Below are 14,554 nucleotides of genomic sequence, written 5' to 3' on the forward strand. Positions count from 1 at the left end.
AATATAAACAGATGAAAACGATATTAAAAAAATATGGGTTGCTGGCGCTGATAGCTGGTACATTAGGCTTCACGGGTTGCAAAAAGTTCCTGGATGAATCTGATCCGGGCAATTTTACCGTGGAGAATTACTTTACTAAACCTGAGCATGCAAGAAGTTCAGTAAATGCGATTTACGCAAGCTTGCGTGAGCCGATGTCGAGTGGTTTTGGCGGCGGGGCATGGACCATGACAGAATTTGCTACCGGGCAGGCAGCTACTGATTTAGGACAAGCGGTGGACAGTTATTTTATAAAGGATCTGCAAAACACTGCTGACAATAGTTATGGCCTGAATTACTGGCAGAATTATTATAAAGGGATAGGCAATGCGAATCTTTCGATTGCAAAAATACCTGGCATTGCCATGGACGGAACAGAAATGAAAAGGTTGTTGGGAGAGGCTCATTTTCTACGTGCCTGGTATTATTTTAATTTAGTTCAGCTATTTGGTAATATCCCATTAATTACAGAGCCTGTTGATTTGAAATCAGAACAGTTAAGACCGAAACAAGCAGCTCCTGAAGAGGTTTATAAATTAATTATAGCAGATTTAAGCACTGCAGAGGCTGCTGGATTACCTTGGGTTGACGTTACTGGAAAGGCGGGTTTGGGAGCGGTCAAATCATTGCTTGCCAAAGTATATCTGACAATGGCAGGTTATCCTTTACAAAAGGGGAATGAATATTTTAACCTTGCGGCAAAGAAAGCGGAGGAGGTGATTGATGCTAAGCAGTTTAAATTATTCGATAATTATGGTGATCTGCATAACCCTGCGAAGAAAAATGTGGAGGAGAACATTTTTATGATCCAATATAAAACACAGATCATCCCGGCAAACTGGCAGGAGTTGATTATTCCTTACAATAAGAATATTTCTGCTTATTCTTCGGAAACAGGTGGTATTTATGCGACGGCAGATTTTGTAAAGTCTTATGATCCGGCAGATCTGCGTGCAAAAGAAGGCCAGTTCTTTTTTACAAAGTTTACCAATCAGGACAATAGAAATCAGGAGGTAGAGTTGGGCGGATATTTTTTGTATAAGCTTTTTGATGTAGTGGCACAGACAACAACGGCAAATAGTGATCTTAACTGGTCGCTGATCCGTTATGCTGATGTGTTACTGATCTATGCTGAGGCTTCGAATGAAGTTAGCGGCCCTGGAGCAAAAGCATATGAATCGATTAATCTCATTAGAAAAAGAGCCCGGTTGCCAGAGCTGTCAGGTTTATCTGCGAGCCAGTTTCAGGAAGCGATCTGGCGTGAACGGTGGTATGAGCTTTGTTTTGAAAATATTACCTGGTTTGATATGGCCCGCTTACATAAGGCTTTTAATCTGAGCACTAAAGGGTTCGATAATTATGTTGGCCATAAATTCACCTATGGGCCTGTTTTGACAGACAGAGAACTTTTATTTCCAATCCCAAGCAGAGAGTTGAGAAATAATACGAACCTGATCCCAACAAAAGGATATTAAGTATTTGCAAAACTTGTATAAACCACTGCTCATAGTATCCGTGCAATGGTTTATACAAGTCTTTATCATTTTTATTCGGGCTATACTTTAAGACCACCTTCAATGGAATCATCCAATGTTTTGCCTACAGCTGCTCCAATCACCATTTTAATCCCGGCAATTACATTTCCATGTTTGTTATCCCAGTAATAACCTGTTTCTGGTGAAACCCTGATAATGGCAATGCGATGATCGTTTTCGCCTTCGGTAAACCATGTTTTCATCACAGGGTTCCATAATTCTTTAATTCTATCCTGATCTGCCGAAAGTATTGCGTCTCCTTCAAGAAATAAAAAATCAGAATGTGCGGAGCCTTGAAAGTATAGTTTCACTTTAGAATTAGCACTGATGTCTTGATAGGTATGGCTATCATTTGCAACCAGGAACCAGATTGTACCTTGATCATCTACATCCTGAACACTCATTGGGCGCGTGCCGTTAGATTCTCCAGCGGATGGTTCCGTACATAGAAAACAGGTTTTAGCAATTCCGGTTAATTCTTTGATCTTCTCAATAGCGGATTCGCTATTCAGATTTTCGTGATTCTGCTCAGTTTGGTTTTGATTAATGCTGTCCATAAATTTATATTTTATGGGAACAGTACAATTAATAGAATTATTTGTTTTGATTTTAGAATAATGAGTTCATAATTTTAGTATTATCTGCGGCATTAATTTATCCTGATTGTTGGGATAAATCCTAAAATGATGTTTGTGAATTTCTGTTGCGAATAGCTTCTTCGGTTCTTGGAACAAGCATTTCTAATCCAAATTTTACTGCGCTTTCTTGAACTTCTTTGATAAATGGACGTAAATTTGTGTTGTAATCCTGAAATGCCAGTTCAAAATTTCCATGGTGTTTTTGCATCGCGTCAGCTAATGCGGCAGCTCCGTTGATTGCCAATGATCCGCCCATTCCAGCAGCTGGTGAAGCACAATAACCTGCATCGCCTACCAAAGCCACTCTTCCTTTTGTCCAGGAAGGCATTCTGATCTGACATAGTTTATCGAAGTAAAAAGTTTTTGTATTCTTTATTTCTTCCAGTAATTCCGGGGTTCTCCAGCCCTGTCCGGCAAACTGTTCCAAAATGATTTCCCGTTGCTGCTCCTGGTCACGGTAATCGTAAGGGATTTCTTTTGCGGAGAAGAAACAAAGCACTATATCAGTCTTATTGTTGTAGGCATTCAGCATAACTGCCTTATTTGGCTCGTTATACAGTTGAGACGTGTTTTGTTTGATCAGCAGTTTGTTTACAATAGTGATGGAGAAATATTGTTCCAGAAAGTGTGAGTATTCGGCTTCGTGACCAAACCATATTTTTCTTACAGCTGAATGTAAACCATCGCAACCAAATACCAGTTCAAATGTTTGCTGCGGGCCATTTTTAAAAGTAACTTGTAAATGATCTTTGGTTTCGTTTAATCCCGTAATGCTATTGTTGAAAATAAACTCAACATCATTTTTAACGGTATCAAATAAAATATTCAATAATATATCGCGCTCGATTTCGCATTCATCACTGATGATTTCCTCCTGCTCTTTTTTCAGCGAAATAGCACCCTCAGTAATGTCGTCTGAGTTTTTAAATTCCATCAATTCCATGGCTAACCCGTTTGCTTTGATCTGCTCAAAAATCCCCATGCTTTTCACGATGTCCACGGTATTTTCGCGAATGTCTACAGGCGTGCCGCCCATCCGGAGTTCGTTTGCAATTTCAACGACAGTTACTTTGTAACCGAGTTTGTTCATCCAGTAAGCAGTTGAAAGTCCGGCAAAACTTGCGCCCGAAATGAGTACTCTTTTTCCTTTTAATGTTTCCATTCTTTATAAGATTCTATTTGATAATACAAAGGAACATCGTGTAATAAGGATAAAGAATAGCAATACAAAGTAAGTATTGGACTAATCGAGGTTTTTGTTGCGAAAAGCTAAAGCAGTCATTCCGGTTGATTTGACAAACATCCTTGAAAAATAAGGGTAGTCATCATAGCCTAATGCTGTGGCAATTTCTTTTACCGATTTATCCGAATGATAAATCAAACGCTTTGCTTCTAATATTATACGTTGCTGTATGTGATTTGAAACGGAATATCCTGTAGCGTTTTTGACACATTCATTCAGGTAGGGAGTAGATATGTTTAGTTTTTGGGCATACGCTGCAGGGCGTTTCATAGTCGTATAATTACCTTCCAGGAGGTCCCTGAAGGCCTTGGTAATCGTTTCAAACCGCGAAAATTTGTCTGTTGGTTTAGCTAATTCTAAATATTGTGAAATAACCAGTGCGACTAGTCCGTTACAACTATCTTTTAATAAAGAATGATAAAGTTTATCGTGTTTCCGCTCAGAAAATTTTATAGCAATTGATACTGCCCCGGAAATAATGGAAAAGGTTTCCTTATTTAATAATAATGGTTTTACTGGGGTGATCTCTTCCAGCAATTTCAGATATTCTGAGTTCAGGTTTTCATTATTAATTGCCCAGCTGCTCACGGTTACATTTTCTAATGCGATGATACGGTGTACCTGATCAGGGTGAACATAGATCACAGATGATTCCTTAATTTTATATTGCTGAAAATCAATTTCGATGTCAACAGTTCCATTTTCAAGCAAGAAGAAGGAATGATTTTCTTCACGATGTGATTGTGTTGCTTCTTCAAAAGTATCTGAAGTTTCGTTGTCCAGGTTACGTAAAACATTGAAAGACATTTTTTCAATGGAAATACCCCCGCCGAAATTGTCAGCCATTGTATTTACAGGAATAGATTTATTTTTTTTACGCATCGGTTTTCAATTCAAAGGCTAAGATAACTTTTTGGATTTAAGGAACCCCGATATTCATCATCCTCAATCCGGCTACAAATGTCCTCAATTGGGATACATATGGGCAAGGTCATTTATTGACATTTGTTGTGTTCAATAAAAAAAACTAAGATTATGACACAACAAAATAATAATTCAGGTACGAATAAAGTTTGGTTTATTACAGGCAGTTCAAGAGGTTTTGGAAGAGTCTGGACCGAAGCAGCGCTTAAGCGCGGCGATAAAGTAGCTGCAACAGCACGAAAATTAGCCAGTATTGCTGATCTTAATGAAAAATATGGTGCAAATGTGCTGACTTTGGAATTGGATGTGACCAGGGCCGATCAGGTTAAAGCTGCGGTGGAGCAAGCCTATGCTCACTTTGGAAGGTTAGATATTGTGTTAAACAATGCAGGATATTCCTTAGTGGGGACGATAGAAGAAGCTAACCCGGATGACATCAGGATGCTTTATGAAACTAACGTTTTAGGCCCGGTTTCAGTTATTCAGGCAGCTTTACCTTTGTTACGCAAGCAAGGTGGAGGCCATATCCTCGGAACATCAAGTAACCTTGGCCATGTAACATTGCCGGTTATCGGCTACTATTGCTCCTCAAAATGGGCATTTGAAGCAATTCACGAAAGTTTAGCTGCAGAGGTCAAAGCTTTCGGAATCAAAGTAACGATCATAGAACCAGGGGCCTATGCGACAGAATTCGGTAGTCCTGAATCTTTGAAATTTGCAGCAGGACTTGATATTTACGAGGATTTTAAAACACATTTTTTTAGTGGTTTAAGGGAAATGGAGCGGGGAGATCCCAATGCGACTCCTGAAGCAATCTTTAAAGTTGTTGATGCAGAGCATCCACCTTTGCGAATTAATTTAGGTAGTCATAATTTGCCATGGACACGCGCAGCATATGCTGAAAGGCTGGCAAGCTGGGAAGAGTGGGATGCTGTTTCCTCAGCAGCTCAGGGCAGCTCAAAGTAATTGCCCGGTAAAAAAAAATAATAACCGGTAATGAAGGGCATTGCCGGTTTTAATTACGTTATTTTTAAGCAATGAAAAAGGAAGAGAACATCCATCTGAAAATGGAATCTTTATCAGCTATGCACCATGCCTTTGGTTTACCTGCGCCAGCTCATCCATTAATCAGCTTTATAGATGGGGCAACCAATAGGGTTATCTTATCTAAGATTCCGCAATCTCATGTCCTGAATTTTTATAAAATTTCCTATAAGCCCGGCTTGGGCGGTAAATTAAAATATGGTCAGGATTATTATGATTTTGATGAAGGGGGCTTGTTATTCGCTGCCCCTAACCAGGTTATCGGTAACCATGGAAGCAATGATGGGGAAATATGTTCGCTGTATACTTTATTGATACACCCGGACTTTTTGTGGAACTATCCTTTAGCAAAAAAAATAAAGCAATATGGCTTCTTTTCCTATGCTGCAAATGAAGCACTGCACTTGTCGGAAAAAGAGAAGGCAACCATCATTTCCATTTTTAAAATTATCGAAGAAGAGTTAAGCAGCAGAATAGATGATTTTAGCCAGGACGTAATCATTTCCCAGATTGAGTTGCTGCTCAATTATGCTAATCGCTTTTACAAAAGGCAATTCATCACAAGAAAGGTGGTAAATAATGACCTGCTGCAAAAACTGGATGATCTATTAGATGAGTACTTTAGCAGCGACAAATCTTCAATTCAGGGGATACCGACTGTGCACTACCTTTCGGAAAAACTGAATATCTCACCGAGTTATTTAAGTGACATGCTACGGTCACTTACCGGGCAAAATACGCAGCATCTTATACACCACAAGATCATAGAAAAGGCTAAGGAAAAGTTATCTGCCACAAATTTATCAGTAAGCGAAGTCGCCTATGCGTTAGGGTTTGGACATCCGCAATCTTTCAATAAGCTATTCAAAGCAAAAACCAATATATCTCCTTTAGAATTCAGAAAGTCGTTTAACTAATTGAATTATTTTACAGGCTGATTTTTTGCAGGATAATTCCTTTTTGCATTTTCAATCTCCGTGGTTGCATCTTCCTGCAGTAAGAAACCTGCTTTAACGAGGTCCTCGCTGGCTTTCTTTACAGCCGCAATATATCCTTCATTATCTGCATACCGTTCTTCCAACGATAACCTTGGATCCCGTGCTGCAAGACGCTCTGATCTGGTCTGCTTAAAAGGAATATACATCCCATTGAGAGAAGCTAAGTCACCTTCTCCATAGCCCTTTCTCCGAAGGCTCCAGCCAGTATAAGTTCCCAAAGGAACCTTAATTGCGATATTTCGTATCCCACCTTCTTCATTCCCATCTGAGTCCACTTTTGGAACCAATACCCTATACTTTTTGTGTTTTATAACTTTTGGTGGTTCTTGTAATTCACCTGAGAGCCCTCTCGCCGAGAAATTCTGGCCAAAATCTAACAGAGGCGGGTTATTTACAAGGCCTTTAAAAGGAATTCCAGGTATAGCAGGCCAATGAAAATCTGCTTTGTCAGCCTCAACAAGCGTACCGTTTGCTAAAGTAGGATAGGTGCTTTCTGGTGGAAGAGTGCCCTTTATTACCCATTTTTCCAAAGCGACCAGCAACGCGCGAAGTGTAGGATTTACAGGATTATTATTCGTATTGAAGCCAGTTAAGGGATCAATCATATTCATTGGTGAATGTTCTGTTCCATTAATCAGGTAAATCCTCACGTTTTCCGGGATAGGCAAATCTTTTGTTCCATCAGACCCGGTACTGGTCAAAGATGCCCGGGATTGCCAGTATTCTGTAGAAGTCAGCGTCTGGATAATCAATGGGCATGTGCCAGTCTGAGCACATCGGGCAAGGATACCTCCTTTAGTTCCCGAAATAACATCCAAACGATCGTCCCAGGTAAAGGGAGGCAGATTAACAGGGAAAAGATGCTCTTCATGCTGCATCCCGCCACCACCTGGCCGGCCAAAGCGTACATTCAGAGAAATGCGGCGGGTGCCGATATGTGCGTCAACACCATCGAATACTTTTTTCCCTTCTTCATCCTGATTAAATCCTAAATCCAGAAATGTCCGGATGAAGTTGCTGCATTGTGATACGCCCTGAATAATTGTTGCTTTAATTGCTATAGAATCTATAGTTGAAGTAAAAGAGGGATTGATTTTTTCTTTGTCATCCTTTCTCATTAAGGAAGTAATATCCCGGATTGCTGCAAATCCAAGCCCCAATACCAATGGGTTTTTGCCTTGATATACCAGCTCATAGATGTAATTTGGATCAAAGCCATTTTTTATGGAGATACGGGTAGTACTGGCGTGACCAGGAAATGTGAGGGAGTCACAATCAGAAAACGCCCAATCACTATTGGCGATTTTGATTTTAGGATCTTCTTCATGTACTCTTTTGGTTAAGACCAGGTTTTTATTGTCCAGACTTACTGTTTCATAGCTGTGGTGTGTGAGTCCTGTAAAAACTCCACTACTTAAATTTAGTGTTTTTGTCGGTTTTGTTACGCTGAATTCTGTACGAAGCCAACCTGATATTTCTTTTCCATTTGCTGTGGCTACAGGGACCTTCATCGTGAGCCGCCCATCACCAGGAAGAACATCCCCCTGCCATGCACACCATAAAAATACGTAACCTCTTTTTAAGAGTGCTTCCTCTGCTCCAAATACATTTCCCCGATTCGGAAGACTTAAAAAAAGCACCTCATTACTTTTAATTTTCTCTGTCGGGCAAAGTATAATAAACTCACTGACATATTCAACCAAACCCTTTGAGTTTTTTGGAGCCAGCGTAATATCCTGTATCATACTATTCAGCGGATTGGCCGGATCAATCTCTCCGTAAGCATATCCTTTGATTTGCTGGTAAGATCCTGCATGACCAAATACTTTTCCATTTTTATAAGGTTCTGTACTGGTTACTTCGATCCTGATGATTTTTGCGAAGGAAGAAGAGCACCAAAGGATGAGCAGGAGCAATAGCATATAACCTTTTCCTGTGAAGAGTATGAAAGCTTTTTTCATTTTTTTATCAATAAATCTGAAATTTTAATATTAATATTTCAGCCGGTTTTAAATATATTTCAAGATACAAGGTAGTCAATGTATTCCTTTACCTCTCCACTGAAATATATCTTAAAAATACGGTAAGAAACTGGCTTGATTTTAGATAGCTGACAATTGAATGTTTTTCTAGGTAATATTTACTGATAAATCGAGATTATTCTATCATTTTATGGAAAAGATTAAAAAAGTGGTTCTAAAGACCTTAAAGTGGGGTGGGTTTTTTTTTGCATCCATATTATTTTTGATGTTTATTATTCCGTTATTATTTCCCGGAACTATTTCTGAGCAGGTTAAAATATTTGCTAATAAGCGCCTGGCCGGGAAACTTGATTATAAAAAGGTACATCTTACTTTTTTCCGGCATTTCCCCTCTCTTACAGTATCTGTAGATGATTTATTGCTTTTAGGATCTAAGCCTTTTCAGCAGGATACTTTACTGTCAGCAAAAGAAGTGGCAGCGGGAATCAATCTGAAAAACCTGATTTTTGGTGGTGAAGTTAAGATTGATGAAATTTACGTAAACGATGCTTATGCAAATGTTTATGTCAACAGTAAAGGGCAGGCCAATTATAATGTCTATGTATCCAGCCCCTCTAAAAGTCCAAAAGGTACTGCTGAAAAGGAGACATCTATCAAGCTCGAACTTATCAAATTTAAAAACTGGCATGTCAAATATAATGACCATGCGGCTAAAATATTAGTAGATGCAAAAGGGCTCAATTATATAGGTAAAGGTGGATTGAGTGAGGATATTTTTGATCTCAAAACAGATCTTAGCGTAAATCAAATAGATTTTAGTCTTAACAGAATCTATTATGCCAGGCAAAAGTCCCTGCATGCGGACCTGATTACAAGAATCAATACGGATGCGTTGACTTTTGTACTCAGAAAAAATGAACTAAGAATCAACGACCTTCCTTTAAAATTCAGCGGTTTCCTGAGTATTCTTAAGGATGGATATGACCTGGACATCAAAGCCGCGTCAGAAAAAACTACGATCCGTGATATGGTTTCAGTTTTACCACCACAATATCTCGAATGGGCAAAGGACACCAAACTAGAGGGGAAAAGCGATCTGTTTTTCAGCCTGAAAGGACAGTTTAGTGAACCGAGGAACCTAAAACCGAATTTTATGGCGCGTCTGCTGGTTAAAGATGGTGTGATTTCCAGCACAAAGGCACCAGTGCCTATGAACAATCTTAACGTGGATCTGACTGTCGATCTGCCTTCATTAGATCCTGAAAAATTGGGATTGGATCTAAAAAAACTAAACTTTGACCTTGGACCGAAAAGCAATTTCCGGGCGGTTGTTAAAACCAGAGGGTTGAGTAATATGGACGTGAATGCGACTATAAAAGGTGCAGTTAATCTTCAGACAATTGACGAGGCGTTAGGTTTAAAAGATCTTGAAATCAAAGGTTTGATGAATGCCGACATTAAGGCAAACGGTATTTTCAGCATGGATAAAAAGCTATTTCCGAAAGCCAGTGGCTATCTTGATCTGAAAAACGGCTGGTTAAAAACAACTGCTTATCCAAATCCGATAAAAAACATCAATCTGACAGCTAACCTCGTCAATACGGATGGAACCTTTAAAAGCCTTGGTGTGAAACTTTCTCCTTTTAAGTTTGATTTTGAAGGGAATCCTGTATTTGTTGATGCGGATTTGCAGAATTTCGAAGATATGCTTTATAAAGTACGTGCTAAAGGGGTGTTAAACGTGGGAAGAATTTACCTGGTCTTTGCAAGAAAAGATTTTGATGTTAGTGGATTAATTACGGCTGACCTTTCTTTAAATGGACGACAAAGTTATGCTACTACAGGTCAGTACAGCAAACTTGATAACAAAGGCACGCTGATGCTGAAAAATATAAAAGCGAATACCGCATACTTGCCGAAGTCATTTTATATTAAGGAAGGTAACTTCGAGTTTGAGAATGAGAAAATGTGGTTCAGGAAGTTTTATGCCACTTATGGAAAATCTGATTTTTCGCTGAATGGTTATCTTTTAAATACTATCAATTATTTTATCGAGCGTAAAGGAACCCTTCATGGAAATTTTGCATCGCATTCGGATTATATCCTGGTCGATGAATTTATGGCGCTGAAGAGTAGTGACAATGCGCATAAATCTTTAGAAGTTGAATATGCGAAAGCCGAAAATCCGAAAAGCAGCGGTGTAGTGATTGTTCCGAAAAATCTGGATGTCTCTTTAGAAGTCAATGCGAAAAAAGTGGGCTTTAAAGGGCTGGTCATTAATCAGCTTCAGGGGAAGGCCGCTGTGAAGAGTGGTCAGGTATTTTTGAAGAACACTTCATTCGATCTTATCGGAAGCAGGATGAACATTGATGCCCGCTATCAGGATGAATCGCCCTTAACCGCCAACTTTGATGTGGCATTTAAAGTAATGGATTTTAATGTACAAAGGGCGTATAATGAAATCGACATGGTGCGGGAAATGGCTACTTCTGCAAAAGATGTGAAAGGAATCGTGTCGATGGATTATAAGTTAAAAGGAGATTTTGATCAGAATATGAACCCTATTTATCCTTCTTTAGAGGGGGGAGGTGTAGTAAATTTACGGGATGTAGCAGTAAAAAACTTAAAAATGCTTTCTGTAATCGGGGATAACGTAGGGGCTGATGCTTTCAATAATCCTGATATGAAAGGAGTTAATATTGTAACACATATTAAGAATAACCTGATCCACATTGATGAATTTAAGTTTAAAGTTTCTGTGCTCAGACCTTCCATTAGCGGGACTACAAGTTTCAATGGGTTATTGGATATTCTTGTCAAAGTAGGACTTCCTCCTGCGGGTTGGATCGGCATTCCGGTTGCTGTTACAGGAACAAGTGACAAGCCAAAAATCAAGTTTTTCAGCAGGACTGGTCAGGGGATTTTAACTGCGGTTTATAACAGGAAGATTAACAAGGTGATCAGAGAAGAGAAACGTGATCAAAAGAAATCAGGGGGAGAGCAGCGTAAAGAGAAAAAAGTGCAGGAGAAGAAAGCCAAAAATGCAGAGAAACAAGTAGTTAAAGCTGTGAAGAAAGTTTAATGGAGGAAGTTAAGTGAAATATACAGATGCAATCGGGAGTCATATTTTTGGCTTACCGGTAATTCATATGGTCAGATTATTTTGATATTATGTACTTCTCTGACATTTTTCTCAATATCTTGCTTCACTAAAAATATTAGTATAGCTTTGTGAGCTGCTAAATTCCTGCAGTTTTTATTTATATGGAGCCTTCTATATTCACACCCAATAATCAGCCCCTGAAAGAGTCTCCTGTTGAAAAGGGAAAGACTTTAAGAAATTATTATGGAGAGACGGAGTGGCATCGCAACTGGAAAGAAGCATTCCCGCAGGCATTCAGAGAAGTAAGTTTTTCGGATTTAACATTAGGAGAACTGCATCGTGCAGATGTACATACTCCCTGCGGTACAACACTTGAATTTCAGAATTCCCCTATTTGCCTGGAAGAGTTAAAAAGCAGGGAAGCCTTTTATCCGAAGCTGATCTGGATTCTGAATGGGAAAAAATTCAAAGGCTTTCGTGTTTTGAAAAATCTACCAGATGTAGATGATCCCAGAATTGCCGATTATGATTTCTGCAATACCGACAACCTGTCGATGATCAGAAAGACTGATTTTCTCCAGGGGAGGCCCCGTGTGCTAAGTTTTCGACATCCGGAACTCAACAAGCTTCCACTTACCTCATATTATTACTCGTTTTGCTGGAAACATCCGCACAAGGTATGGTATCAGGCCAAAAATCCTATCGTTGTTGACCTGGGAGGACATTTTGTCTATCAGCTGAAACAGCGCAAACAACTATCTGAAGATTATCCCTACCTTCATATTATGACCAGAAAATCCTTTATTGAGCAATATGTCAGGTGATTTTATTAAAATACTGCAACCCATTGTTCACTACGGTTTCCATCTTTTAGTTCCCGGGGCTCTTGCATTTTTGTTTTTCAGGAAACGATGGAAGCGCGCATGGCTTATTATGGTCTGTACTATGGTGGTAGATGCTGATCATTTATTGGCAACGCCAATTTTCGATCCAAACAGATGCAGTATTGGATTCCACCCACTGCATTCCTACTATGCAATTGCATTTTATTTTATATTACTCCTGTTTCCTAAGACCAGGATAATTGCAGTCGGATTACTCTTTCATATGTTTACCGATTGGCAGGACTGCCATTTTTCTCAGATTATGATGCACCTGAAGTTACTCACTAGTTAAGGTTGTCCTTATAATTCAAACGATGGCTTATACTAAACTACAGGATTAAATTCTTGAACCTTCCTTTATTTATAGTGCAGTTTCCGCTGAAACAGGAGTTTTAGAATATAGATGAAACACTTCAATTAAAGCGATAATACGTTAAAATCAAAACAACCAGAAACACTAACACGGAAACGGTGTTAATGCCAGGGGCCAGATAAACATGAAGAAAAAGTATAAAGTATTAAGACTGCTATTGGGCGACCAACTCAACAGCAATCATTCCTGGTTTACAAATCAAGATCCATCTGTTTTATATGTGTTAATGGAAATACGCACTGAGACGGATTATGTATGGCACCATATCCAAAAGGCCTGTGCTTTTTTTGCAGCTATGGAAGGTTTCGCCAGTTCGTTGAACAATGATGGTCATCAAACTTTATATCTCAAAATTGACGATCCTTCAAATAAACAAAGCTTTGCTGCAAATTGTAATGCGCTGATCACTAAATATGGCATCGAAAAATTTGAATATCAGTTGCCTGATGAGTACCGGATTGACGAAGATCTAAAAGACTATTGCGATAAACTGACTATAACTTTTCAAGCCTGGGATACCGAACATTTTTATACAAGCAGGGATGAGCTGGGCAAATTCTTTTCCGGTAAAAAAGGTTTGCTGATGGAGAACTTTTACCGGGAAATGCGTAAAAAGCATGAAATATTAATGGCAGGCAAAGAGCCAGTCGGAGGAAAATGGAATTTCGACGAAGAAAACAGGAGTAAATTACCAAAGAATCACAAGCCTTATACGCCATTATTATTCCACAATAATGTAAGGCCCCAATATGAGCGGATTACAGAAGCCGGAGTAAAAACGATTGGAAGCATAAACCCTGAAAATTTCTACTGGCCCGTTAACCGCCAGCAGGCCCTGAAGCTTTTAAACTATTTCACCAATAATTGTCTTTGCTTTTTTGGTACTTTCCAAGATGCAATGCACACGGATGAATGGTCAATTTATCACTCCCGTCTGTCTTTTGCGATGAACGCAAAAATGCTTTCCCCAAAGGAAGTGATTACCGCCGCACTGCATGCCTGGGAAAAGGACAAGAAAGCTATAGCCATTAATCAGCTTGAAGGTTTTATCAGGCAGATCCTGGGTTGGCGCGAATATATGCGGGGCATCTATTGGTTAAAGATGCCGGAGTTTGAGAAACTGAATTACTTTAATCACCAGAGAAAATTGCCGGATTGGTATTGGACTGGAGAAACAAAGATGAACTGCCTGAAACATAGTATTCTTCAGTCACTAGAACATGCCTATGCACACCATATTCAGCGTCTTATGGTCACAGGGAATTTTGCACTACTAGCGGGCATTAAACCCGATGAAGTAGATTTCTGGTATCTTGGGATTTATATTGACGCAATCCAGTGGGTCGAAATTACCAATACCCGGGGAATGAGCCAGTTTGCTGATGGAGGAATTATAGGATCAAAACCTTATACTGCCAGTGCTAATTACATTCATAAGCAGAGTAATTATTGTGACAAATGCTATTATGACCGCACTACGAAAACTGAAGAAAACTCGTGCCCCTTTAATAGTCTTTATTGGGATTTCCACGATCGCCACCGTGACCAACTGAAATTAAACCATCGGCTTTCCATGGTATATCGGCTATGGGATAAAATGAATCCTCACAATCGGGAGGCTGTCTTGTTGCGCGCGAATTATTGCCTGGACCATTTGGAGGAATTATAAGCTGTTTCATCTGTTTACCGATTGGCAGGACTGCCATTTTTCAGAAATTATGATGCAATGCTGACTTTCCGTTTCCTGTCTTAACAGGTCACTAAGATAACCAGTAATTTATGCAGGTGTTT

At 39.4% G+C, this 14,554-nt stretch carries 11 protein-coding genes; 7 read left to right on the forward strand and 4 right to left on the reverse strand.

Features of this window, described 5'->3' with window-relative positions; genetic code table 11:
- Window positions 1–11 precede the first annotated feature (11 nt).
- Window positions 12–1,514, forward strand: a complete 1,503-nt coding sequence (locus LY11_RS18875; RefSeq protein WP_111635242.1) for a RagB/SusD family nutrient uptake outer membrane protein — start codon at window positions 12–14, stop codon at window positions 1,512–1,514.
- A gap of 80 nt (window positions 1,515–1,594) precedes the next feature.
- Here the strand turns inward: LY11_RS18875 and LY11_RS18880 are convergent, their stop codons facing one another.
- The 3 genes from LY11_RS18880 to LY11_RS18890 all read right to left on the reverse strand — a co-directional run bounded on the left by LY11_RS18880 (window position 1,595) and on the right by LY11_RS18890 (window position 4,337).
- Complete coding sequence (locus LY11_RS18880) at window positions 1,595–2,131, reverse strand: pyridoxamine 5'-phosphate oxidase family protein (protein ID WP_111635200.1); 537 nt, start codon at window positions 2,129–2,131, stop codon at window positions 1,595–1,597.
- Between the two features lie 121 nt (window positions 2,132–2,252).
- Window positions 2,253–3,374: an FAD-dependent monooxygenase gene (locus tag LY11_RS18885; protein WP_111635201.1), complete on the reverse strand. Its 1,122-nt coding sequence runs from the start codon at window positions 3,372–3,374 to the stop codon at window positions 2,253–2,255.
- 81 nt (window positions 3,375–3,455) lie between these two features.
- On the reverse strand, window positions 3,456–4,337 hold the full coding sequence (locus tag LY11_RS18890) for an AraC family transcriptional regulator (protein ID WP_111635202.1): 882 nt from the start codon (window positions 4,335–4,337) through the stop codon (window positions 3,456–3,458).
- A gap of 153 nt (window positions 4,338–4,490) precedes the next feature.
- Here LY11_RS18890 and LY11_RS18895 point away from each other — a divergent pair, with 153 nt between their 5' ends.
- Window positions 4,491–5,345: an SDR family NAD(P)-dependent oxidoreductase gene (locus LY11_RS18895; RefSeq protein ID WP_111635203.1), complete on the forward strand. Its 855-nt coding sequence runs from the start codon at window positions 4,491–4,493 to the stop codon at window positions 5,343–5,345.
- 71 nt (window positions 5,346–5,416) lie between these two features.
- Window positions 5,417–6,340, forward strand: a complete 924-nt coding sequence (locus LY11_RS18900; protein ID WP_111635204.1) for a helix-turn-helix domain-containing protein — start codon at window positions 5,417–5,419, stop codon at window positions 6,338–6,340.
- Between the two features lie 5 nt (window positions 6,341–6,345).
- Here LY11_RS18900 and LY11_RS18905 read toward each other — a convergent pair whose 3' ends face one another.
- Window positions 6,346–8,382: an alpha/beta hydrolase domain-containing protein gene (locus LY11_RS18905; RefSeq protein ID WP_111635205.1), complete on the reverse strand. Its 2,037-nt coding sequence runs from the start codon at window positions 8,380–8,382 to the stop codon at window positions 6,346–6,348.
- Window positions 8,383–8,593: 211 nt separating this feature from the next.
- Between LY11_RS18905 and LY11_RS18910 the strand changes: the two genes are divergently transcribed.
- From LY11_RS18910 to LY11_RS18925, 4 genes are all read left to right on the forward strand, one after another.
- On the forward strand, window positions 8,594–11,485 hold the full coding sequence (locus LY11_RS18910) for an AsmA family protein (RefSeq protein ID WP_111635206.1): 2,892 nt from the start codon (window positions 8,594–8,596) through the stop codon (window positions 11,483–11,485).
- Between the two features lie 182 nt (window positions 11,486–11,667).
- Window positions 11,668–12,330, forward strand: a complete 663-nt coding sequence (locus LY11_RS18915; protein ID WP_245952833.1) for a competence protein CoiA family protein — start codon at window positions 11,668–11,670, stop codon at window positions 12,328–12,330.
- Window positions 12,320–12,682, forward strand: coding sequence for a DUF6122 family protein (locus LY11_RS27100; protein ID WP_111635207.1), 363 nt, complete (start codon window positions 12,320–12,322; stop codon window positions 12,680–12,682). The genes LY11_RS18915 and LY11_RS27100 overlap by 11 nt, the downstream gene beginning before the upstream one ends.
- A gap of 205 nt (window positions 12,683–12,887) precedes the next feature.
- Complete coding sequence (locus LY11_RS18925; protein WP_111635208.1) at window positions 12,888–14,432, forward strand: cryptochrome/photolyase family protein; 1,545 nt, start codon at window positions 12,888–12,890, stop codon at window positions 14,430–14,432.
- The last annotated feature ends 122 nt before the right edge of the window (window positions 14,433–14,554 follow it).

It is taken from the genome of Pedobacter cryoconitis, from assembly GCF_003259615.1.
Classification (GTDB): Bacteria; Bacteroidota; Bacteroidia; order Sphingobacteriales; family Sphingobacteriaceae; genus Pedobacter; species Pedobacter cryoconitis.

Excerpts from the sequence above, each read along its gene's own strand:
- LY11_RS18915 (WP_245952833.1), top strand. The coding sequence starts at position 11,668 with ATGGAGCCTTCTATATTCACACCCAATAATCAGCCCCTGAAAGAGTCT.
- LY11_RS18880 (WP_111635200.1), bottom strand. The coding sequence starts at position 2,131 with ATGGACAGCATTAATCAAAACCAAACTGAGCAGAATCACGAAAATCTG.
- LY11_RS18900 (WP_111635204.1), top strand. The coding sequence starts at position 5,417 with ATGAAAAAGGAAGAGAACATCCATCTGAAAATGGAATCTTTATCAGCT.
- LY11_RS18905 (WP_111635205.1), bottom strand. The coding sequence starts at position 8,382 with ATGAAAAAAGCTTTCATACTCTTCACAGGAAAAGGTTATATGCTATTG.
- LY11_RS18885 (WP_111635201.1), bottom strand. The coding sequence starts at position 3,374 with ATGGAAACATTAAAAGGAAAAAGAGTACTCATTTCGGGCGCAAGTTTT.
- LY11_RS18910 (WP_111635206.1), top strand. The coding sequence starts at position 8,594 with ATGGAAAAGATTAAAAAAGTGGTTCTAAAGACCTTAAAGTGGGGTGGG.
- LY11_RS18925 (WP_111635208.1), top strand. The coding sequence starts at position 12,888 with ATGAAGAAAAAGTATAAAGTATTAAGACTGCTATTGGGCGACCAACTC.
- LY11_RS27100 (WP_111635207.1), top strand. The coding sequence starts at position 12,320 with ATGTCAGGTGATTTTATTAAAATACTGCAACCCATTGTTCACTACGGT.
- LY11_RS18875 (WP_111635242.1), top strand. The coding sequence starts at position 12 with ATGAAAACGATATTAAAAAAATATGGGTTGCTGGCGCTGATAGCTGGT.
- LY11_RS18890 (WP_111635202.1), bottom strand. The coding sequence starts at position 4,337 with ATGCGTAAAAAAAATAAATCTATTCCTGTAAATACAATGGCTGACAAT.
- LY11_RS18895 (WP_111635203.1), top strand. The coding sequence starts at position 4,491 with ATGACACAACAAAATAATAATTCAGGTACGAATAAAGTTTGGTTTATT.